Genomic DNA, 20,018 nt, shown 5'->3' on the forward strand with positions numbered 1-20,018 from the left:
TGCCGATGTCGATGCGTGTGCCGGGCCGTCAGGTGAGTTCGCGCTTGAGGATCTTCCCGGTGGACGTCATCGGCAGGGTCGGCACGATCTCCACGATGCGCGGGTACTTGTAGCCGGCCATCTGCTCCTTGCCCCAGGCGATCAGTTCGTCGGGGTGGGCCTCGGCGCCGCGGTCGAGGATGACGAACGCCTTGATCTCCTCGCCGTGGCTCTCGTGCGGCACGCCGACGACCGCGGCCAGGCTGATCGCCGGGTGTGTCATCAGGACCTCCTCGACCTCGCGCGGGTACACGTTGAAGCCGCCGCGGATGATGAGGTCTTTTGCCCGGTCGACGATGTAGTAGAGGCCGTCCTTGTCCCTGCGGGCCAGGTCGCCGGTGCGGAACCAGCCGTCCCTGATGGCTTCGGCAGTGGCCTCGGGGCGGCCGTGGTAGCCCTTCATCACGTTGTGGCCCCTGACCGCGATCTCGCCGATGGCGCTGCCCGTGCCGTCGTCCTCGACCTCCGACCAGTCCGGCTTGACGAGCTTGAGCTCCACCCCCCAGACCGGCACGCCGATGGAACCGGGCCGAGGCTCCCGCGCCGGGTCGCTGAAGGTCACCACCGGCGAGGTCTCGGAGAGACCGTAGCCCTCCCGGACCTGGACGCCGAGCCGCTCCCTGACCTCCTTGATGATCTGGGCGGGGAGCGCTGCACCGCCGCAGACACCGACGCGCAGATTCCTCGCGATCCTGTCGACGTCGACATCGTCGGTGAGCGCCCGCAGCAGGCCCCACCACATGGTGGGCACGCCCGCGAAGAAGGTGATGTCCTCCTGGTGCATCAGGGACACCGCCTGCCGGCCGTCGAACCGCGGCAGCAGCACCAGTGTGCTCGCCGTCGAGAAGCCGGCGTTCATCTGTACGGTCGCGCCGAAGGAGTGGAACAGCGGCAGCACGACCAGATGGGTGTCCGAGGCAGTCTTGTTGTCCAACGACCGGTTGCACGTCAGGGTGTTGAGGACCAGGTTGGCGTGGCTGAGTTCCGCGCCCTTCGGCTGCCCTGTCGTACCACTGGTGTAGAGGAGCACGGCCGGGTCGTCCCCCGAGGTGCCCACGCTGTCGAACGTCGGCGCCGTGCCCCGCAGTGCGGCGGCCATGGTCTGGACGCCCTCGATCGGGGCTTTCGCCGCCGGATCGGCGGTGATGAGGAAGAAGTGCTCGCAGCCCTCGGTCGCGGTGAACCCAGAGTGTCCCTCCGCACCCATCGGGAGGGCCGCGTCACCCTCGAAGCAGAAGTACGCCGTGGCCTCCGAGTCGGCGAGGTGGTAGGCGATCTCCCGGCTCTTGAGCAGGATGTTGAGGGGTACGACGACTGCACCGGCCTTGAGGATGCCGTAGGAGACGATCGGGAAGCTGGGCAGGTTGGGGCAACTGAGCGCGACCTTGTCACCGGGCCGGATACCTCGGTCGGCCAAGAGATGGGCGACCCGGTTGGCGGCGGCGTCGACTTGTGCGTAAGTGAGGCGCGTTGTGCCGAGGACGACCGCGTCCCGGTCCGGGTGCGTGCGCGCGGAGTCCTCGAGCAGGACCGAAAGGTTCAGCATGGCGTCTTCCGGGAGGGTGGGGCCGGGCCAGACCGCGGAGGATGGGACACACGGCCCGGCCCGGAGTGGGTGGGGACTACAGGTGGCTCGCTGTGGACGTCACGACTGCCGCAGGGTTCGTTCCAGGGCCTCGGCCGTCGCCTCGATGTCGGAAGATGTGTGCGCCGTGCTGATGAAGACCTTGCCGGACGGCATGAAGAGGAAGCGCTGACGCAGCATCCTTTCGAGGATCGTGGTCCAGAGTCCGCCGGTTCCGTGGAGCCCGGTGGCGCCGCCGGCGGGGACGTACTGCAGGAGCGAGCCGACCCTGTTGAAGCGGCCGAAATCAGGAGACGAGCGCAGGACGGCGCCGACATGGGCTTCGAACGCGGTCGAGTTCTGTTCGAGCAGCTCGTAGACCGCAGGGTCGGCCAGGACGCGCATCGTGGCCTCGACGGCGGCCAGTGCGATCGGGTTGGCGTTGAAGGTTCCGGCATGAACGACGCCGGCGGCCACTTGATCGACCAGCTCCGCTCGGCCCACGACGGCGCTCTGGGTGAAACCGCCTGCCATCGCCTTGCCGAAGACGGACAGGTCGGGCGACACGCCGTACTTCTCGGCCGCCCCGCCCCGGGCGATCCGGAACCCGGCGATCACCTCGTCGAAAATGAGGACCACGCCGTAGCGGTCGCAGAGAGTTCGCAGCGTCGACAGGAACTGCGGTGCGGGCTCTTCGACGCCGGCGTTGCTCATCACCGGGTCGACGAGCACGGCTGCGATGTCGCGCTCAGCGGCCTCACCCAGAAGGCGCTCGGCCAGCCGCACGTCGTTGAAGCGGGCCACGACCAGGTCGTCCAGCACGCTGGTCGACTGCCCTGGTCCGCCGGGCGTCGCGGGCCGATCGCAGTCGTCCTCGGACATCCCGGCATATACGGTGTCATGCCAGCCGTGGTAGGTCCTGGCGAACTTGAGCACGCGGCGTCGCCCGGTGGCGGCTCGCGCCAGCCGCAGTGCGACCTGCACGGCTTCGGTCCCCGTGTTGCTCCACAGAAGACGCTCGCCGTGCGGCACGGCGTCGAGCACCGCTTCCGCCGCGAGATATTCGAGTGCGTGGCCGGTGCCGACGACCTGCATCTTCCTCGCCACCTCGGTCACGGCGGACACCACGCGCCGGTCACCGTGACCGAGGACGAGTGGGCCCCAGGCCATCACGTAGTCGGTGTACCGGTCGCCGTCCAGGTCCCATACGTGGGCGCCCCGTGCCTCCCGCACGAAGAGCGGGTGGGGAGGCATGGCGGCGCGCAGGCCGGACCCCACACCTCCGCCCACGCTGCGGCGGGCCCGCTCGAAGGCCAAGCGTGACGATTCCAGGGCCATGCGATTGTCCCTGCCTTTCAGTACGCGATCACCGATCGGATGCCGATGCCGCGCTTCATCTGGTCGAAGGCCTCGTTGATGTCCTTCAGATCGATCACGCTCGTCACGAGGGAGTCGAGGTCGATGCGGTTGTCCATGTAGTGATCGATCAGCAACGGGAAGTCGGAAGCCGGCTTGCTGGACCCGTAGTTCGAGCCGATGAGCGAAAGTTCCTGATCGGACATGACGAAGGGGTCGATGGAGACCCTCATGCCGTCCGCCACCTGCCCGGCGACCACCGCCGTGCCGCCTCGGGCCAGTACCTCGTAGGCCGACTCGATGGTGCGCGGCAACCCGATGGCCTCGATGGCGATCTCCACACCGCGCCCGTCGGTGATCTGGCGCACCCGCTCCGGGAAGTTCTCGCGGCTGTTGTTGATCAGCTCGGTCGCACCGAAGACGCGCGCCTGCGCGAGCTTCTCGTCGGAGATGTCCGCGGCGATGATCTTCCGGGCGCCGGCGAGCCGAGCCCCCTGAATCGCGTTCAGGCCCACGCCGCCGCAGCCCAGGACCAGCACGGTGTCGCTCGGACGCACCTTGGCGGTGTTGACGGCCGCGCCGACGCCGGTGGTGACGGCACATCCGACCAGAGCCGACTGTTCGAACGGGGCGTCGTTCCGAATGGCGATCGCGCCGGATTCCGGCACGACGGCGTACTCGCCGAACGTTCCGAGGCCCGCGTAGCTGTAGACGTCGCCCGCGCCGACGGACGTGATCCGGGACCGGCCGTCGAACGACAGATGGTTCGCCGAGTGCCGGCTGACCATGTCGCAGAGGACCGGCCTGCCACTGACGCAGTAGCGGCAGCGGCGACAGGAAGGCGTCCACGACAACACGACGTGATCGCCCTGCTTCAGCGTCGTGACCCCGTCGCCGACACTCTCGACGACTCCGGACCCTTCATGGCCGAGAATCATCGGCGCGGGCACGTTCCATTCGCCCAGGAGCACGTGCAGGTCGCTGTGGCACACCCCGCTCGCCTTGAGTCGTACGAGCACCTCCCCGGGCGGGGGTGTCGAGGGAACAGTCACCCTCTCGACCGTCAGTGGTTCGTTCGGAGTCCGGAAAACGGCGGCGTCGAATTCGATGGTCATGTCAGGTGTCCTTCCGTGCGCAGTGGCGATCAGGTCCGAGCGGTGCGGATGAGCTTCTTGTTGGCGAACTCGTCGATTCCGGCCCGGCCCAGCTCGCGGCCGAAGCCGGACCGCTTGACGCCGCCGAACGGCAGTTCCGCACCTTCGAGGCCGACACCGTTGACGAAGACCATGCCCGCGTCGATCTGGTCGGCGACGCGCATCGCCTGCTCGGCGTCCGTCGTGAACACGTAGGAGCCCAGCCCGTACGGGGTCGCGTTCGCCAGCTCGACGGCCTCGTCCTCGGAGCCGACCCGGTAGACGGTCGCGACAGGCCCGAAGAGTTCCTCGGCTGCCGACGCCGCCGTCGGCGACACGCCTGTCAGAACGCCCGGCGGGAAGTACGCTCCCGCGCGCCGCCCCGCGGAGACGAAGGTCGCCCCCTCGGCAGTGGCCCGCTCGACCTGTTCCTCGAGGCGCTCGGCGGCGCCGACCGAGGACAGTGGCGCCAGGCCGTCGGCCATGGCGAGCACCTTCTCGGTGAACTTCTCCAGGAAGACGTCATGGATGTCGTCGGCGACGATGACGCGCTTCCCGGCGTTGCACGCCTGTCCCGTGTTCTCGAATCGCGTCTCGACCGCCGCGTCGACCGTGGCGTCCAGGTCGTCGGTCGACAGCACGATGAAGGGGTCCGAGCCACCCAGTTCGAGCACCACCTTCTTGAGGCTGCGCCCGGCCTTCTCGGCGACCTCCGCGCCCGCTCGCTCCGAGCCGGTGAAGGAGACGCCTCGCACCCTGGAGTCCGTGATGACGTCGGCGATCTGCTCGTTGGTGGCGTAGACGTTGACGTAACAGCCCTCGGGGTAGCCCGCGTCCGTGAACAGCTGCTGCAGAGCCGCGGACGACCGCGGACACTGCGGTGCGTGCTTGAGCACGATGGTGTTGCCCAGAGCGAGATTGGGGGCGGCGAATCGAGCGACCTGGTAGTACGGGTAGTTCCAGGGCATGATCCCCAGCAATACGCCAACCGGCTGGCGACGGACGAAGGCGGTGCCCTCTCCTTCGAGCAGCTCGATCGGCTCGTCGGCGAGGAACGTGGGCGCGTTCTCGGCGTAGTACTGGTAGATGGCCGCGCTGAACTCCACCTCCGCGACGGCCTGGTCCATCGGCTTGCCCATCTCCCGGTGGATGATCTCGGCAAGTTGCTCACTGCGCTCGTTGTGCAGTTTGGCGACGGTGCTCAGCAACTGGGCACGCTGAGCCACGGAGGTCTGCTTCGACCACTGCGCGTGGGCGTTGACCGCCGCGTCGAGCGCTGCGTCGACAGCCTCGTCCGTGGCGGTGGGGTACTCCTCGACCAGCTCGCCGCTCGCGGGGTCCACCACCGCGTACACGTGCTTGTCCGTCATATCGACTCCCTCTTCGTGTTCGGGGTTCGTGCGACCGGTCCCACGGCGTGAGCCGGGTCGGCGTCCAGGGACGCGTTGTGGTCGTGCAGCGTGCGGTAGGCACGGAAGTAGACGAATCCCTGGGTGCCCCACGTCGCCAGCGCCGCGGTGTAGAAGATCGTGCGGTTCGCGTCGTCGAACGGCAGGGGGAAGAAGTCGTAGGTCAACGCGATGGTGGTCGCGGCGGCCGTGACCAGTCCCGTCCAGATCGCCGGCCACTTGGCACCCGCGTCCCAGAGCCGCTTGACGAAGTACCCGAGGAAGGCCGCCGTGAGGACATTGACGGCCGCGTAGAAAGCTGCGACTGAGAACGCGCCGCGGTCGGTGTGGAGATCCGCGCCATGGAAGGGCCGGAGGAACAGGCCCACCGCGATCGCGACGCCGAATACGCCGACGTCTACGCCGAGGCTCGGCTTGTACCGGTGGGTGACCTGCATCAGGCCCAGGACCAGAATCAGCGTGATGCCTACCGACCTGGAGAACGCGTCGAAGAAGTACGCCACGTCGTACAGGACGCTGCCGCTGTTGGCTCCGGACAGCGACCAGAGAAGGAAGTTGCTGCCCGACGTCGCGACGACCATCCATTCGAGACCGAGCAGATAGTTGCCGTACCGGCGGATGAAACGCCAACCGTAGAAGTAGCCGGCGACGATCAACCAAACGTCGGCCAGCAAGAACAGTGCGTCCTTCACCGCGACACCCTCTCTCGGACGTCGCGGGACAGGAGGGTGACGAGGCGTTCGGCAGTGCGCTGTCCCGTCAGGACCGCGCCGTTCATGCTGCCGGCCCATTCGCCGGCGGTCTCGCTGCCGGCCCAGTGGACACGCCCGTGGGGCTCGGTCAGCGCTTTGCCGTAGCTCACGGTCGCGTAGGGCGCGACGGCAGGATTGGGGCCGCCCGGGGCGAAGCGCTCCGCTCCCCAGCAGTGGTCCAGGTAGTCGACCGGGGTGCGGGCGCGCGGACCGTAGAGATCGACGAGCTGCCGGATGACCCGGTCGCGGCGCTCCTCGGGGCTGAAGCCGTCGAACACGCGCGGATCGCAGAACGCCATCAGGACACCCGGTCCGGCGGGGGTGGGTGACACGTCGAAGGTGATGAACACCGTTCCGGTGTCGGTGAGAGCCTCGCCGGAGAACCCGTCGGCCCGCCAGAAAGGCTCTTCATAGGCCACGAAGGCCTTGCTCAGCGAGCCCATGCGCCAGGTGCGCGTGAGCCCTTCGGCCCGCTCGGGCAGAGCGGGCGCGAACTCGATGGCGGCGCGATGCGCGGGCGAGGCCGTGACGATCGCGTACTGGGCGTGGATCTCGTCGGAGCCGGTCCGGACGGTGACGCCGTCGTCGTCCTGCGCGATACGGTGCACCGGTGTCTCCAGGCGCACGCGGTCACCGAGTCGCTCCGCCACTCGCCTGGCGATCTCCTGGGTGGTTTCGACGAACCGGTCCTGCTGCTGACCGCCGTCCACGTCCAGCATGTGATCGAGTCCGCCCGCCGAACGGATGTAGCGCAGCGCGTGCAGCAGGGAGACGTCTCCCGGGGTGCAGCCCCACTGCACCTTGCTGACGACGGTCATCAGCGCACGGGTGCTGGGCAGCGCGTTCTTCCGGTCCAGCCATTCGCCGAACGAGATGGCGTCGAGCCGGGTGGCCTCGGGCGACTCCCATGCCGCGTTCACATCGATGGTCGAGACCAGCTTGCCGACCGCACTCTGCATGCGCGCCATGTCCACCAGGGCCGCAGGGGAGACCTTGGGAATGGTGCCGCTGTAGGTGCGGCGCCGCCCCGCCAGCCACAGCACGTTGCGACCCTGGGCGAACTGGTCGGTCGTGGTGCACCCGACTCGGCTCGCCAGGTCCCGGATGGCCGTGTGGCGGCGTGCCACCCAGGTCGCTCCGAGGTCGACCTTCACGCCTGCCACCTCGCCGGAGAACGACCGGCCGCCGACCCGGTCGCGGCCCTCCAGCACCAGGACGGACCGCCCCGTGCTCACCAGTCGCTCGGCAGCGCTCAGGCCCGCGAAACCCGCACCGACGACCACGACGTCGACTGCGGTGTCCCCGGAACCGGGCTCACGAGATCCGGACATGGCTTCCCCCCTCACCCACGCGGCTCGCGTGCTGCGAGATGTATGTGGTGACAGGGCCGACGAGGGCCTCGGGAAGGTGATGGCCCATACCGGGAATGACCACGTGCTGTGCCGAACGGATCGCCCGGACGGTCGCGGCGCCGCCGCTCGGGTGCACCAGCAGATCCCTGTCACCGTTGATGACCAGCGTCGGTGCCGTGATGGCACTCAGCTGGGCCGTCCGGTCTCCGGAGCGGTGGATCGCCTGGATCTGGCGCGCGACGGCGGCCGCCGGATCACCGGCGCTGCGGTCCCAGCCACGCGCCGCGATGGCCGCCTCGGCGGCATCGTCGATCGGATGTCCCAATCCCGCGACATGCCTGGTGAGCCGCAGGTGCGCACGGACCGCCGCGGTCCTGGTCCTGGCCGGCGGGGCGGCGAGGAGCCGGATCGTCGACAGAGCAGGCTGGCCGACCTTTCGCGCCCCGGTGGTGGAGTAGACAGAGGTCAAGGACAGGACCCGCTCAGGTGTTGTGGCCGCGATCGTCTGCGCGATCATCCCGCCCATCGACCGGCCGACCAGGTGAACCCGCGAGATCCCGAGGTGGTCGAGTACACCGATGGCATCCTGAGCCATGTCGGCCAGCGCATACGCGTCGCCGCGCGGCCGGGCGGCGATCTGACGCCAGAGCCCGGGAGGGGGAGTGGCGACGAACGTGGACTGGCCCACGTCCCGGTTGTCGATCGCGACGACCCGGAAGCCGCGGCTGACGAGTGAGCTGAAGAACGAGTCGGTCCAGAAGGTGAGGTCCTCGCCCAGTCCGGCGATGAGCAGTATCGCGGGGTCGGCCTTGTCGCCGAAGTCCCGGAAGCAGATGGTCAGTCCGGACGGCAGAGTCGCGTACTGGTCGGCGCCGTTCGTCTCAGACACGGGTCGCTCGCTTCCCGCCGGGTCGCCGCGCGGCGGACCGGCCGACGCCGAACTCGAGGTTCTCGTCGACCACCGGACCGCGCAGGGCCTTGGCGTCCTCCGGGTAGGACATCGCCATCCGCCAGGGGGCGGACGGCCCCTGCTTCGGCAGGAACTTCTCGCCGCGCTTGGCGTATCCGGCCTGAAGGTCCATGACCGGCCTGCGCGTCGTCACCGAGGGCGCGATCGGTACCACGGTGTCGTATCCGCGGGCGTCCATGTGCCGGACCAGATCGATGAAGTAGCGACACATCAGGCTCACCTTGAGCGTCCAGGACGAGGTGGTGTAGCCGATCGCCATCGCCCAGTTCGGGAGCCCGCTCAGCAGCATGCCGCGATAACAGAGCGTGTCCGCGATGTCGATCCGGCGCCCGTCGACCGTGATGGGCATGCCGTCGAAGAGCCGCAGATTCAGCCCCGTCGCGGTGACGATGACGTCGGCCTCCAGCTCCTCGCCCGACGACAGGACGATTCCGCGCTTGCTGAACCTCGCCACGGTGTCGGTGACGACGGACGTCCTGCCCTCCTTGATCGCGTCGAAGAAGTCGCCGTCCGGTGCCAGGCACAGCCGCTGGTCCCAGGGGTCGTACGGCGGGTTGAAGTGCTTGTCGACGTCGAATCCCTTGGGAAGGCGTTTGATGTTCTCGCGCCGGATCAGCGCTCGCCCGGCCTTGGGGAAGGTCCGCAGCCCCTTGACGACGGCCCGGTCGACCCAGATGTTCTTGAACCGGGTCGCGGCGTACCCGCGTTTTTCTCCGAGCAGCTTCGTGAGCGCGAGGGCGATCCGGTCGACCCGGGGGAGCGGCATGACGTAGGTGGGAGTGCGCTGCAGCATCGTCACGTGCCGGGCCGCGCCCGGCCCGGTGGTCATGGCCGGCGCCAGCGTGATCGCGGTCGCCCCGCTGCCGATGACCACGACCTTCTTCCCGCTGTAGTCGAGATCCTCGGGCCAGTGCTGGGGATGGACGATCTGCCCCTCGAAGTCGTCCCGCCCAGGGAACTCCGGGGAGAATCCCTCGTCGTACCGGTAGTAGCCAGTGGCGGCGAAGACCCATCCCGCGCGGATCGTCCTGGTCCGGTGTTCACCCGTGGCCGGGTCCGGCGTCTGGACGGTGAGGGTCCACCTCGAATCCGCCGACGACCACTCCGAGCTGACGACCCGGTGGCGGAGCTTGAGGACGTGGTCCAGCTCGTTCTCCTCGACTGCTTCCCGCAGGTACTCCCTGATGAGGGGAGCGTCGGCGATCGCGACCTCGTGGCGCCACGGTTTGAAGTCGTAACCGAAGGTGTGCAGGTCGGAGTCGGAGCGGATGCCGGGATAGCGGAACAGGTCCCAGGTGCCCCCGATGTTGTCTCGCGCTTCCAGCACGGCGAGCGACTTGTCGGGGAGCTCCCGGCTGAAATTGGCGGCCGCGCCGATCCCGGAGATGCCTGCTCCGATGATCACCACGTCGAACTCTTCGACGGCGTCCAACACCTCAGCTGTCATGGCGTTTCCTCGCTGTTCCTGTGGCGGTCACCTCACTGTCGTCAGCCACGAACGCGGTGAGAACGACAATGAGCACCTGCTTCGCCGGGGCCAGGTGCACGGTGCACAAGCCAGTCGCACGGCTACGCCCTTACGGTGGTCGGCGGCCGGAACCGGCCCGTGAGCTGAAAGGCGGTCGACATGAGCGGCCTCTCCAGGACAGGGCACGGCGAAGCATCCGGCGGTGAGGCAGGATCGGTGGCCCTGCTCGACCGTGGGCTCGGCGTATCGCAGATCGTGTTCATGGTCGTAGCCGCGGCGGCGCCGCTCGGGCTGGTGATCGGCGGTGTGCCGCTCGGCTTCGCGGCGAGTGACAGCCCGGGAATGCCGCTGTTCTTCGCGCTGGCCACCGTGTTGCTGCTGGTCTTCGCGGTCGGCTTCACGCTGATGGCCGGCCGGGTACGTGACGCGGGCGCCTTCTACGCCTACGTCCAGGCGGGGCTGGGCCGCATACCCGGCCTGTCGGCCGCGACCCTCGCGCTCTTCTCCTACACGCTGCTCCTCGTGGGGGTGAACGCCTACGTCGGCGTCGCGACGCGCAACGTCATCGAGCGGTGCGCCGGCCTCGCCACTCCGTGGTGGCTGTGGGCACTCGTCTCGCTGGGCGTCGTCGCGTTCCTCGGCCATCGCGACATCGAGCTGAGTGCCAAGGTGCTCGGTGTCGTGCTGGTGGTGGAGTCCCTGCTGCTCCTCGTCATGGACTTCGGCATCGTGGGCCACGGTGGCGCCCACGGACTGACGGCAGAGCCGTTGTCGCCTTCGATGGTGGGGAACGGCTCACCGGGCCTCGGCATGATGTTCGCCGTCTTCGGGTTCATCGGCTTCGAGGCGACGGCTGTCTTCCGCAACGAGGCGAAGGACCCCGATGTCACGGTCCCGAGGGCCACGTACGTCGCGATCCTGATCATCGGCATCTTCTACTCGTTCACCGTGTGGGCGGTCGCGGTGGGCGTGGGCGTCGACGCGGTGACCGGGGCCGCGAAGGCCGACCCCGAGGGCTTGGTTCTCACCGTGGCCCGGACGTACGTCGGGCCGGTCTGGGCCGACGTGATGCAGGTACTCCTGATCACCAGTCAGTTCGCCTGCGTGCTGGCCTTCCACAACGTGGTGACGCGCTACCAGTTCACGTTGTCCCGGGCCGGCGTCCTTCCGGCCTCGCTGGGGGTCGTCCACTTCCGGCACCGCGCGCCGTCGGCGTCCTCGGCTGTCGCCTCGGCGGTCGCGTTCGCCGTCACGCTCGTCGTCGCCGCGCTCGGACTCGACCCGATCGGAGATCTCTACGCCTGGTTCTCCGGCGCCGCCACCCTCGGCATCGTCCTGCTGATGGCGACCACCAGCCTCGCGGTGATCGGCTTCTTCCGGCACGCCGCTGAGCAGCAGTCGGTGTGGCGCACGGTTGTGGCTCCCGCTATGTCCTTCCTCGGCCTGGCCAGTGTGGTCTTCCTGATGGTCGTCAACTTCCCGCTGCTCGTCGGCACCGTAGGGGGCGCCTGGGTGATGGGCGGGATCGTCGTCCTCTCGGCTGCGGCGGGGGCGGTGCAGGCCCTCGTCCTTCGGGTACGCCGACCGGCCGTCTTCGATCAGCTCTAGGATGCTCCGCACGCGGCGGGGTGGGCGACAGGACCCACCCGAACTCGCTCAGGTACGTGGCGCCGGGTCCCTTGCGGCCGTGCCGCCAGGCTGATAAACCTGCCGCGCGGTTTAGTGAAACTAAACGCTGCCCTCGAACTCCTGGAGGCCCATGCCCGCGGGAGTAGCCCGGACAACTGTTGATGACACGGCATCTCGGCAGCATCGGCTCCTCGCGATCAGGGAAACTAAGGACATGGAAGAGCTGTGGCCCGCGCCCTCCCGCGAAGTCGCTGATGTGATCAGGTCACTGTGTCAGCGGCTGCTCACGGAAACGGAGGCCATGGTCGATGCCTTCGCGAGGCCCTCGCTCCTCGCCCAGAACGATCCGGCCCTTCTCGCGGACGCGTCGCTGGTCGAGGAGGATCGCGAGCTCAACCGCTCCGATCTCGTCCAGTGGCTGACCTCGAACGTGCAGCAACCGGGGCGGCGGGTGGAGCCCTACGTCGGCCCGCGGACCACGGCGTACATCAACGATCTCGTCTGCCGTGGCATCGCGCCGGACTTCGCCGTCGCCTGGCGCGTGGCACTGGGGATCGGCTGGCGGCGATGGCTGGAGGAATGCGTGGCGGACTGCTGCGCCGACCCCGACCTCCTCGTAGGGGTGCTGGACGTCACGGGGAAGTCGCTGGTGCAGTACGCCCTCGACTCGGTCGCGGCCCTGGGCCAAGCCGGTCTGGCCGCGGCGATGGACAACACGGATTCCGAGGGGATCGCACTGATCCAGCTGATCGCCAGCGGGGCACCGATGGCGGAGGATCTCGCCGAAGGGCGCCTGCGCTACCGGATGGCGCGGTGGCACGTAGGTCTCGTGCTGTGGATCGATGATCCGCGGCAGGCCGACGCGCTGGACGAGGCGGTCTCCGCCGTGCGCCCCGCGGCCGGGGGCCGGTGCGCCCTGGTGGCGCGTGCCAGCGCCACGTCGCGGTGGATCTGGCTCTCGGGTGAGGCCGTCCCGGACCTTCTCCATGCGGCGAATGCCCTCGCGGCGACCGACGAGGTCCGCGCGGCGGTGGGGAGGCCGGGCCGCGGTCTCGAAGGCTTCCGGTCCAGCCACCAAGGCGCCCTGGCGGCGCAGGCGCTGGTCATTCGGCTCGGGTCCGACCGGCGGTTCACCGCCTACGCCGACGTCGAGCTGATCGACGCGCTGACGAAGGACCGTGCCAGCGCACGTCGGTTCGTCGTCAACACCCTCGGGCCATTGGCCGAGGCCGACCCGGCTCTACGGCAGGCACTCCTCACCTACGTGCAATGCGGCTTCAACACCACTCGCGCGGCCGCCAACCTCTACGCGCACCGCAACACCGTCGAGCGGCGGGTCTCGCGGGCCAATGAGCTCTCGGCCGTCAAGGTGGAGGACAACCCGGCCCACGTGGCGGCGGCACTGCTGGTGCTGGACATCGCGCCTGACATCGTGGCTGTCCATCCGGGCTGAACCCGTGTCACGGGGTCGCAATCTCGCCGGCGCCACGCGGAATCCTCCGCCATGTGGAAGGTGAGCCGTGCTCCGTGGCAAGCGAGGGAGAGGGGTGTGCCTCCGACCGAGGCCGGGATCCAAGGTTGCGGGTGGCGGTGGTGTTGTAGCGGGCGACCCCGGCCTCACGCCAAGGGCCAGAGCACGCTCGGCGAACCCGACCAGATGAAGCCCGACGGCGTGTAGTACGCCTCGCCTCGCGTGAGGGGGCAAGCACCCACCGGCCCGCAAACAGCCCAGACAACGATGCCGGCCCCCGTGGTGGGGCCGTGCTATCGTGAAAGTAGATCAAATGACTCAGTCAGGTTCACGGATGGTCGGGTGGTGTACATGCCAGCGGACACGTGGGGAGAGCGGTTGATCGAGGTACCTGTGCGTGTGATCGCCCGCAAAGGTGCCGACAGAGCCACCACCCGGAGATCGCTGACCAGGCACAGACGCCTCTCGCCTCCCTCCACTACTGCTGCCAGAACAAGGAACACCCCCTGCTCGCCGTGGTCACACATCTCGCCGAAGAGGTGCCCGTCACGGGCGGTCCGCCAAGCGGGAACGAGGGCTTCGGACGCGCCGCCGAGGAGGCCTTGACGCGGAGCACGCGGTAGGACGAACACCCCACCCAAAGGAGATCAGGACACCATGAGGACCGACGGCACCACGTACAGCAACTTCACCGGCTGGATCGACCGGCCGGAGGACGTTCGGCCTGCACTGGACGGGGACCTCACCTGTGACATCGCCGTCATCGGCGGCGGCATGGGTGGCATGGCGGCTGCGCTGCGCCTCGCGGAGCGCGACCAGGACGTGGTCCTGCTGGAGGCCGAGTTCTGCGGCTACGGCTCAGCCTCGCGCAACGGCGGTCAGATCGCCGGGGCGCCGGGTGGCGACCTGCGGATGCTCAGCATCCAGTCCCCGAAGAAGATGCCGGTCATGGCCAAACTGGCGGAGCACGCGGGCCACTACGTGGAAAACCTCATGAAGACGCACGGCATCGAGTGCGACTACGTGGCGAACGGCCTGGTGTGGGGTGCGGTCTCGCCCCTCATGATGCTCAGGGTCCGCACCCAGGCGGCGATCCTGCGCGCCTTCGGTGGGTACGGGACTGTCGGGAGCCGTGAGGAACTCGGCCTCCCCGCCGGCTTCGTGGGCGGTATGCGGGAATCCGTCGGCGGGATGCTGAACCCGGGAAAGCTCGCTCGTGGTGTGCGTCGCGCACTGCTCGCCTCCTCGGCCAAGGTCTTCGAGCAGTCGCGGGTGAGTGATGTCCGGCGGACAGGCGGCATCGTCGAGCTCACGACACCGCACGGCACCGTGCGGGCCAACAAGGTGGTGCTCGCGACCAACGCCTACGGCGGCGAGTGGGACATCACGCCCAAGAACCTCGCGACGCCGCTGTACGTCATCGAGATCGAGTCGGAACCCATCGCGCCGGAGCGGCTCGCCGAGCTGGACTGGACCAGTCGGTCCGGCATCATCACCCAGCACCAGTTGATGACCCACTACCGGCTCACCGAGCGCAACACCATCGTCTGTGGCGTCCGCCAGGCGCAGCGAGGCCAGACGTTCCCGCTCCCGGACCGGGTCCCCGACCCCGTTGTGGTGCAGGACATGGGGAAGGACCTGGCCAAGCGGTTTCCGTCGCTGTCCGACGTGGCCATCGAGCGGGCCTGGGGCGGTTGGATCGGTATCAGCCCGGACTGGCTGTCGGTCGCCGGGCAGGTGGGCGACAACGTCTTCTACTCGATGGCCTGCAACGGCCACGGCCTCTGTCAGGTGCCGTACGTGGCCCATCAGCTCGCCGACTACATCGTCGACGGCGAGATGTCGGACGACCTCGCCGGCATCTGGTCGAACGCCTCGAAGTACCCGCCGTCGATGTCGCTGCTGATGCAGCCGTTCGTCCTCCGAGCCATCTGGGGGCTGGACCGGTTCAACGACTTCTTCAACGGCAGCAAGACGCTGGCGCGACGGGCGCTGCGCCGCAGGCGCGGGAACTCCTGAAGGTATGGGTGACGCCTGATCTGTGACGACGTGGCGTTGGCACAACACCTGTTCGTCAACCAGCCCCTCGCACGGCCGGTCATGAGCATGGGTGTGCTGATCGGACCCGCCCTCGGCGGGATCCTGGCCGACGCCTGCGGTCGACACGCTCCGCGTTTCAGTCCGCCGCCGGCTCGGCGCTGGTCGATGGCCTGATGTTTGCTTCTGCAGTGCATGCTAGCCCGGTGAGATGGTTCGCCGTTGTCCGGCCTTGTGTGGTGGAGCTTTGAAAAACGCCGGTTCAGCGCACTCGTCCTCGTGGTTTCAGGGGCACGGGCGGGAGTTGGGGAGCGGGCAGCGGCTGCCCGTCATACCCCTTCACCTCCCCAAATCGCGAACCCCTCATCCAGTCCTCCCGAGCCCGACTGATCTCGTCCTGCGTGCGGGCGACGAAGTTCCACCACATGACCAGCTCCTCGGCGAACGGCTCGCCGCCCAGCAGCATGATCCCGGCGTCCGACTCGGCGCGCAGCGGGAGTTCGGTGCGGCCGCAGCCGAGGTAGAGCATCGAGCCGGGCAGCACCGGTACGCCGTCGACGCGGACCTCGCCGGACATGGCCAGCACGCCGTACTCGAAGTCGGGTTCGAGGGGCAGGCGGGCCTCGGTGTCCCGGCGCAGCGCGATGTCGGCGCCGACGATCGGGGTGTACGTCGTACCGGGCGAGACCGTGCCGTCCAGGTCGCCGAGGAGCACCGTCGCGGTCAGGCCGGGCGCCGTCACCCCGGGCAGCTCGGGGTGGTACTCGAACGCCGGGTCGGTGTGCCGGTGCGCGTCGGGCAGGGCGACCCAGAGCTGGGCGCCGTGCAGGAAACGGGCGTGCGGCCGGGGGCTTTCCTCGGAGTGGCTGATCGCGCGGCCCGAGGTCATCAGGCCCAGCTGCCGGGGCCCGATGGTCTGCAGGCTGCCGGTCGAGTCCCGGTGCAGCACCTCGCCCTCGTGCAGCCAGCTGACCGTCTGCAGCCCGATGTGCGGGTGCGGCGGCACCTGCACGCCGGGCTCGTCGGCGATGTCGTCAGGACCGTAGTGGTCGACGAAGGCCCACGCGCCGATCATGCGACGGCCGAGGTTCGGCAGCAGCCTGCGCACCTCGGTCGACTCGCCCAGCCGCACCTGACGGGGACTCAGCAACTCGCGGACGGGTTCGGCGACGACGAATCCGCGGCCACCGCAGACGCTGGGCGCGGGCGCACGGTCAAGGTTGCTCATACCGCCCAACTTAGCGGTGCGGAAGCCGGACAGGGGTGCGCGAATGCGCGGAATTTCCCTGGGACGCGACACCCGTCCGGTCGCCCCGGCCGGCTCACTCGCCCTGCGGGCTCGGGGTCGGCCGGGCCGCCGTCGGCGTCGCCGCGCTCGGGACGGGGGACGGCGAGCCGGTGGGCAGGTGCGGGGGGCGGGCCGGCTCGGCCGGGCGTGGCGAACCGCCGCGCACCGTGAAGAACACCAGCGCCGCCACGGCGGCCAGGGCCAGCACGCCCACCACCGCCCGGCGCACCAGCACCCGGCGGGACCGCACAGGCCCGGCGGGCGGGCGCAGGGGCCGCAGGTCGGCCGGGCCGACGGAGTGCGCACGCGCGGCCAGCGCGGCCCGCAGCCGCTCCTCGACCTGCGTCGCCGTGCTGCCGGTACCGGACTCGTTCATCGCAGCCCCTCCAGACGCCGGCCCAGGGCGTCCAGGGCCCTGCTGGCCGTGGACTTGACGGCGCCCCGTGACAGCCCGAGCGTCGCCGCGATCTCGGCCTCGGTCAGATGCGACCAGTAGCGCAGCACCAGCACCTCCCGCTGCCGCCGGGTCAGGGTGCGCAACGCGGCCAGCACCTCCCGGTGGTCCTCGTGCAGCAGCACGTCCTCCTCCGGGGCGGGCGCGTGCCCCTCGGGCATGGGGGTGTGCGCCCGTACGGTCCTGCGCCGGCGCAGCACCGAGCGGGCCGTGTTGACGACACTGGTCCGCAGATACGCCTCCGGGTCGTCCAGCGCCGCGAGCCGGTGGCCGTGCCGCCGGAACAGCGCGGTGAACGCGTCCTGTACGACGTCCTCGGCCGTGGGCAGATCGTCCACCAGCAGCAGCGCGAGGCGCACCAGGGACAGTCGGCGGTGGTGGTAAAGCTCCTCGATGCCGGGCGGGGCCGCGGGGCCGGCGAGGGCCGCGGCGCCGGCGCCGGGCGCCGTCCGGGTCGGCGTCGTGTTCGTGCGGATGCGGGCGAGGAAGCGGAACCCGGCCGCCCGGGTGAAGGGCCACCGGCGCATCGGGCGGTACGGCGTGCCGGACCGGTGGCCGGGGGCCCAGGGCGGGGCCGCGGCCGGCGGTGTCGCTGTCGTCATGGATCTCCTGGAGCCCGGTGCCGGGGAGCCGCCGCGCGACGGCTCCCCGGCACCGGCCCTGCCTCAGTGCTGCTGCGGAACCGGAGTCGGCGTGGCGTGCCGGTGGTGCGGTACGGGCGCCGGGCGGGCCGGCTCCGGCACGGGTGCCGGATGCCGGGGCGCGGCGGTGGACGGCACGGGGCTCGGGGCCGTGGGGTCGGCCGGGACCGGGGACGGGGTGCCCGTGGCGGGCACCGGCGAGGGCGTCCCCGTACGCACGGGGGAGGGCACCGGGGACGGCTTCGCGGTACGGACCGGGGACGGCACCGGCGACGGAGCCGTGCGGTCACCTGCCGGGACCGGCGTCGGTGCGGCGGTGTGCGCGGAGCGGGCCGGGGTGTGGCGGGTGTGGCTGTCGCCCTGGGCCGCCTGGGCGGTGATGGTGCCGGCGACGGCCAGGGCCGCGCCTACGGCGGAGACCCCCAGGACGGCGCGCAGCCGGTTGCCACGGTTCGGGTGCGGGGCACGGTGTACGGACATGTGTTCCTTCGGTCGCTCGGGTCGGACATCTGGTCGAAGTGGAGGCCTCCACCCCGACAGACGTCCGACCCCCGATGAGGTTGCAGGTACCGGCCGAAGAATTTTCCGTGCCCGCGATCAGCCCCCCGCCCGGGTCCCGGGCCGCCCCGATGCGTTCGATGCGTCCCGCGCGTCCCGAGCGTCCCGGCTCAGCTGCTCGGGGTCGGGATCGGGGTCGCGGTCTGCTCGGGTCCGTGGTCGGCCGTCCACTCCGGGGCCAGTACCGACCAGATCTCCTCGTCGTGCCGCTCGCCCCGGTACAGGTGGCTCTGCCGCAGCACGGCCTCCTTGCGCATGCCGAGCCGCCGGGCGACCGCGATGCTCGGCGCGTTGCCGGCCGACACCCACCACTCCACACGGTGGACTCCGCGCTCCCGGATCGCCCAGTCGATGAGCAGACCGACCGCCCGGGTCACCAGACCCCGGCCCACCGCGGCCGGTTCCAGCCAGCAGCCCGCCTCCGCCGTCCCCTGCGGGACATCGAGCCGGCGCAGGATCACTGCGCCCACCAGGGTGCCGTCGAGGCGGACGGCCCGGATGAGGCCCTCGTCGGCCGCCTCCTTGCGGGCGTACGCCTCCAGGAACGCCCGGCCGGCGGCCAGGTCCGTGACCACGTCCGGCAGTCCGTTGAACCGTCCGATGAACTCCCGGCCCCGGTCCACATGGGCGAGGAACTCCTCGGCCTGCCAGGGCTGGAGCGGACACAGCTCGGCGCCGTCGGCACCGAGAGGGATCGCGAACATGGTCACCTTCGGGTGAGATGAGATGAGGTGAGGTGAGATGGGCTCGGCGCGGCGGGGCATCCGGTACGCCAGCCTACGATCGGCGCCCCCCGGCGCCGTACCCGCGCCCGGCGCCGGCGCCCGCCCCTCGCCCTCACTCGCCGAAGACCCCCGCCCCCTCCTCCGCGAAAGCGACCGCGTCCGGGTGGCCGAACAGGCCCGGCAGGCCGCCGGTGTGCAGGAAGACCGTCTTCTCGCCGGGGCGCACGCCGCCGTCCTGGACGGCGGCGCGGAGGCCGGCCAGGGCGCGGCCCGTGTAGACCGGGTCGAGGACCAGGCCCTCGGTGCGGCCGGCCAGGCGCAGGGCGTCGCGGACCGGGTCGGTCAGCACCGGGTATCCGGCGCCCACCTGGTCCCGGCGGACCCGCAGCGCCTCAGCGGTGATCTCCTCCGCCATGAGCGGCGCGGCGAGCAGGGCCACCGCCGCGGCCGGGTCGGGCAGCGCACCCACGTCGACACCGAGGACCGACTCCGTGCCGAGGGCCGCGACCAGCCCGGCCATCGTGCCGCCCGAGCCGAGCGCCACCACCGCCGTGCGCAGTCCGGGCACCTGCGCCCGCAGTTCCTCGCCGCACCGCACGTACCCTTGCGCGCTCAGCGTGCTGGACCCCCCGAACGGGATCAGCGCGGGACAGGACCCGGTGGCCCGCAGCCGGGCGCAGACCTCGGCCGCGGCCGCGTCGAGACCGGCCCGGTCGACCTCGCCGGCCCAGGCGAGCCGGGCCCCGAACAGCCCGTCCAGCGCCAGGTTCCCGGAGTGCGAGCCGCCCGGCGAGCCACGCAGTACGAGGACGACGTCGAGACCGAGCCGGGCGCCCGCAGCGGCGGTCAGCCGCGCGTGGTTGCTCTGCGCCGCACCGGTGGTGACGAGCGTGTCCGCGCCCTCGGCGAGGGCCGCGCCCACCGTCCACTCCAGCTTGCGGATCTTGTTCCCGCCGCCGCCGAGTCCGGTCAGGTCGTCTCGTTTCACCCACAGGTCGTCCGGGGCGAGCCCGAGGGCGGCGGCGAGCCGGGGCGCCGGTTCGACGGGGGTGGGGAAGCTGCCCAGCGGCACGGGCGGGTGGCTCATGGCGAGGTCCTTGTGATCGGTGGTCGGGCGCACGGCCGGCGCCGCCGTCAGTCGCGCACGGCCGGCACCGCGGTCAGTTGATCAC

At 70.1% G+C, this 20,018-nt stretch carries 17 protein-coding genes; 3 read left to right on the forward strand and 14 right to left on the reverse strand.

Annotated elements, in window-relative coordinates; all coding sequences use genetic code 11:
• Nucleotides 1-28 precede the first annotated feature (28 nt).
• The 8 genes from ACF073_RS09220 to ACF073_RS09255 form a co-directional block, all read right to left on the reverse strand.
• The gene (locus ACF073_RS09220) at nucleotides 29-1,585 is read right to left on the reverse strand and encodes a long-chain fatty acid--CoA ligase (RefSeq protein ID WP_392067921.1); all 1,557 of its coding nucleotides are present in this window, start codon (nucleotides 1,583-1,585) and stop codon (nucleotides 29-31) included.
• Nucleotides 1,586-1,684: 99 nt separating this feature from the next.
• Entirely contained in the window at nucleotides 1,685-2,941 is a 1,257-nt protein-coding gene (locus tag ACF073_RS09225; RefSeq protein WP_392067922.1) for an aspartate aminotransferase family protein, read from the reverse strand.
• Between the two features lie 17 nt (nucleotides 2,942-2,958).
• A complete protein-coding gene (locus tag ACF073_RS09230; protein WP_392067923.1) occupies nucleotides 2,959-4,074 on the reverse strand; it encodes a Zn-dependent alcohol dehydrogenase in 1,116 nt (371 codons plus the stop codon).
• 29 nt (nucleotides 4,075-4,103) lie between these two features.
• Nucleotides 4,104-5,462, reverse strand: coding sequence for an NAD-dependent succinate-semialdehyde dehydrogenase (locus tag ACF073_RS09235; protein ID WP_392067924.1), 1,359 nt, complete (start codon nucleotides 5,460-5,462; stop codon nucleotides 4,104-4,106).
• On the reverse strand, nucleotides 5,459-6,193 hold the full coding sequence (locus ACF073_RS09240) for a transporter (protein WP_392067925.1): 735 nt from the start codon (nucleotides 6,191-6,193) through the stop codon (nucleotides 5,459-5,461). The genes ACF073_RS09235 and ACF073_RS09240 overlap by 4 nt, the downstream gene beginning before the upstream one ends.
• Nucleotides 6,190-7,584, reverse strand: coding sequence for a flavin monoamine oxidase family protein (locus tag ACF073_RS09245; RefSeq protein WP_392067927.1), 1,395 nt, complete (start codon nucleotides 7,582-7,584; stop codon nucleotides 6,190-6,192). The genes ACF073_RS09240 and ACF073_RS09245 overlap by 4 nt, the downstream gene beginning before the upstream one ends.
• On the reverse strand, nucleotides 7,568-8,494 hold the full coding sequence (locus tag ACF073_RS09250; protein WP_392067928.1) for an alpha/beta fold hydrolase: 927 nt from the start codon (nucleotides 8,492-8,494) through the stop codon (nucleotides 7,568-7,570). Before ACF073_RS09250 ends, ACF073_RS09245 begins: the two co-directional genes overlap by 17 nt.
• Nucleotides 8,487-10,022: a flavin-containing monooxygenase gene (locus tag ACF073_RS09255; RefSeq protein ID WP_392067929.1), complete on the reverse strand. Its 1,536-nt coding sequence runs from the start codon at nucleotides 10,020-10,022 to the stop codon at nucleotides 8,487-8,489. The genes ACF073_RS09250 and ACF073_RS09255 overlap by 8 nt, the downstream gene beginning before the upstream one ends.
• A 180-nt stretch (nucleotides 10,023-10,202) precedes the next feature.
• Here ACF073_RS09255 and ACF073_RS09260 point away from each other — a divergent pair, with 180 nt between their 5' ends.
• The 3 genes from ACF073_RS09260 to ACF073_RS09270 all read left to right on the forward strand — a co-directional run bounded on the left by ACF073_RS09260 (nucleotide 10,203) and on the right by ACF073_RS09270 (nucleotide 15,162).
• On the forward strand, nucleotides 10,203-11,651 hold the full coding sequence (locus ACF073_RS09260; RefSeq protein WP_392067930.1) for an APC family permease: 1,449 nt from the start codon (nucleotides 10,203-10,205) through the stop codon (nucleotides 11,649-11,651).
• Nucleotides 11,652-11,886: 235 nt separating this feature from the next.
• Nucleotides 11,887-13,125, forward strand: a complete 1,239-nt coding sequence (locus ACF073_RS09265; RefSeq protein ID WP_392067931.1) for a helix-turn-helix domain-containing protein — start codon at nucleotides 11,887-11,889, stop codon at nucleotides 13,123-13,125.
• Between the two features lie 675 nt (nucleotides 13,126-13,800).
• On the forward strand, nucleotides 13,801-15,162 hold the full coding sequence (locus ACF073_RS09270) for an NAD(P)/FAD-dependent oxidoreductase (protein WP_392067932.1): 1,362 nt from the start codon (nucleotides 13,801-13,803) through the stop codon (nucleotides 15,160-15,162).
• A gap of 280 nt (nucleotides 15,163-15,442) precedes the next feature.
• On the opposite strand, the gene ACF073_RS09275 is transcribed toward ACF073_RS09270, so the two are convergent.
• The 6 genes from ACF073_RS09275 to ACF073_RS09300 form a co-directional block, all read right to left on the reverse strand.
• A complete protein-coding gene (locus ACF073_RS09275) occupies nucleotides 15,443-16,408 on the reverse strand; it encodes a pirin family protein (RefSeq protein WP_392067933.1) in 966 nt (321 codons plus the stop codon).
• A 94-nt stretch (nucleotides 16,409-16,502) separates the two neighbouring features.
• On the reverse strand, nucleotides 16,503-16,844 hold the full coding sequence (locus ACF073_RS09280; protein ID WP_392067934.1) for a hypothetical protein: 342 nt from the start codon (nucleotides 16,842-16,844) through the stop codon (nucleotides 16,503-16,505).
• Nucleotides 16,841-17,449: a SigE family RNA polymerase sigma factor gene (locus ACF073_RS09285; RefSeq protein ID WP_392068893.1), complete on the reverse strand. Its 609-nt coding sequence runs from the start codon at nucleotides 17,447-17,449 to the stop codon at nucleotides 16,841-16,843. Before ACF073_RS09285 ends, ACF073_RS09280 begins: the two co-directional genes overlap by 4 nt.
• 138 nt (nucleotides 17,450-17,587) lie before the next feature.
• On the reverse strand, nucleotides 17,588-18,043 hold the full coding sequence (locus ACF073_RS09290; RefSeq protein ID WP_392067935.1) for a hypothetical protein: 456 nt from the start codon (nucleotides 18,041-18,043) through the stop codon (nucleotides 17,588-17,590).
• A 188-nt stretch (nucleotides 18,044-18,231) separates the two neighbouring features.
• Nucleotides 18,232-18,825 carry a GNAT family N-acetyltransferase gene (locus ACF073_RS09295; RefSeq protein ID WP_392067936.1) on the reverse strand — a complete coding sequence of 198 codons (594 nt, stop codon included), beginning with the start codon at nucleotides 18,823-18,825 and terminating at the stop codon, nucleotides 18,232-18,234.
• A 133-nt stretch (nucleotides 18,826-18,958) separates the two neighbouring features.
• The gene (locus ACF073_RS09300; RefSeq protein ID WP_392067937.1) at nucleotides 18,959-19,933 is read right to left on the reverse strand and encodes a D-cysteine desulfhydrase family protein; all 975 of its coding nucleotides are present in this window, start codon (nucleotides 19,931-19,933) and stop codon (nucleotides 18,959-18,961) included.
• Nucleotides 19,934-20,018: the final 85 nt, after the last annotated feature.

Origin of the sequence: Streptomyces sp. NPDC015171, from assembly GCF_043079545.1 — a bacterium.
Taxonomy (GTDB): domain Bacteria; phylum Actinomycetota; class Actinomycetes; order Streptomycetales; family Streptomycetaceae; genus Streptomyces.

What these genes read in the sequence shown, in the direction of transcription:
- ACF073_RS09270 (WP_392067932.1), top strand. Translation starts at nt 13,801, where the DNA reads ATGAGGACCGACGGCACCACGTACAGCAACTTCACCGGCTGGATCGAC.
- ACF073_RS09255 (WP_392067929.1), bottom strand. Translation starts at nt 10,022, where the DNA reads ATGACAGCTGAGGTGTTGGACGCCGTCGAAGAGTTCGACGTGGTGATC.
- ACF073_RS09290 (WP_392067935.1), bottom strand. Translation starts at nt 18,043, where the DNA reads ATGTCCGTACACCGTGCCCCGCACCCGAACCGTGGCAACCGGCTGCGC.
- ACF073_RS09275 (WP_392067933.1), bottom strand. Translation starts at nt 16,408, where the DNA reads ATGAGCAACCTTGACCGTGCGCCCGCGCCCAGCGTCTGCGGTGGCCGC.
- ACF073_RS09300 (WP_392067937.1), bottom strand. Translation starts at nt 19,933, where the DNA reads ATGAGCCACCCGCCCGTGCCGCTGGGCAGCTTCCCCACCCCCGTCGAA.
- ACF073_RS09265 (WP_392067931.1), top strand. Translation starts at nt 11,887, where the DNA reads ATGGAAGAGCTGTGGCCCGCGCCCTCCCGCGAAGTCGCTGATGTGATC.
- ACF073_RS09245 (WP_392067927.1), bottom strand. Translation starts at nt 7,584, where the DNA reads ATGTCCGGATCTCGTGAGCCCGGTTCCGGGGACACCGCAGTCGACGTC.
- ACF073_RS09295 (WP_392067936.1), bottom strand. Translation starts at nt 18,825, where the DNA reads ATGTTCGCGATCCCTCTCGGTGCCGACGGCGCCGAGCTGTGTCCGCTC.
- ACF073_RS09230 (WP_392067923.1), bottom strand. Translation starts at nt 4,074, where the DNA reads ATGACCATCGAATTCGACGCCGCCGTTTTCCGGACTCCGAACGAACCA.
- ACF073_RS09260 (WP_392067930.1), top strand. Translation starts at nt 10,203, where the DNA reads ATGAGCGGCCTCTCCAGGACAGGGCACGGCGAAGCATCCGGCGGTGAG.
- ACF073_RS09225 (WP_392067922.1), bottom strand. Translation starts at nt 2,941, where the DNA reads ATGGCCCTGGAATCGTCACGCTTGGCCTTCGAGCGGGCCCGCCGCAGC.
- ACF073_RS09235 (WP_392067924.1), bottom strand. Translation starts at nt 5,462, where the DNA reads ATGACGGACAAGCACGTGTACGCGGTGGTGGACCCCGCGAGCGGCGAG.
- ACF073_RS09220 (WP_392067921.1), bottom strand. Translation starts at nt 1,585, where the DNA reads ATGCTGAACCTTTCGGTCCTGCTCGAGGACTCCGCGCGCACGCACCCG.
- ACF073_RS09280 (WP_392067934.1), bottom strand. Translation starts at nt 16,844, where the DNA reads ATGAACGAGTCCGGTACCGGCAGCACGGCGACGCAGGTCGAGGAGCGG.
- ACF073_RS09285 (WP_392068893.1), bottom strand. Translation starts at nt 17,449, where the DNA reads ATGCGCCGGTGGCCCTTCACCCGGGCGGCCGGGTTCCGCTTCCTCGCC.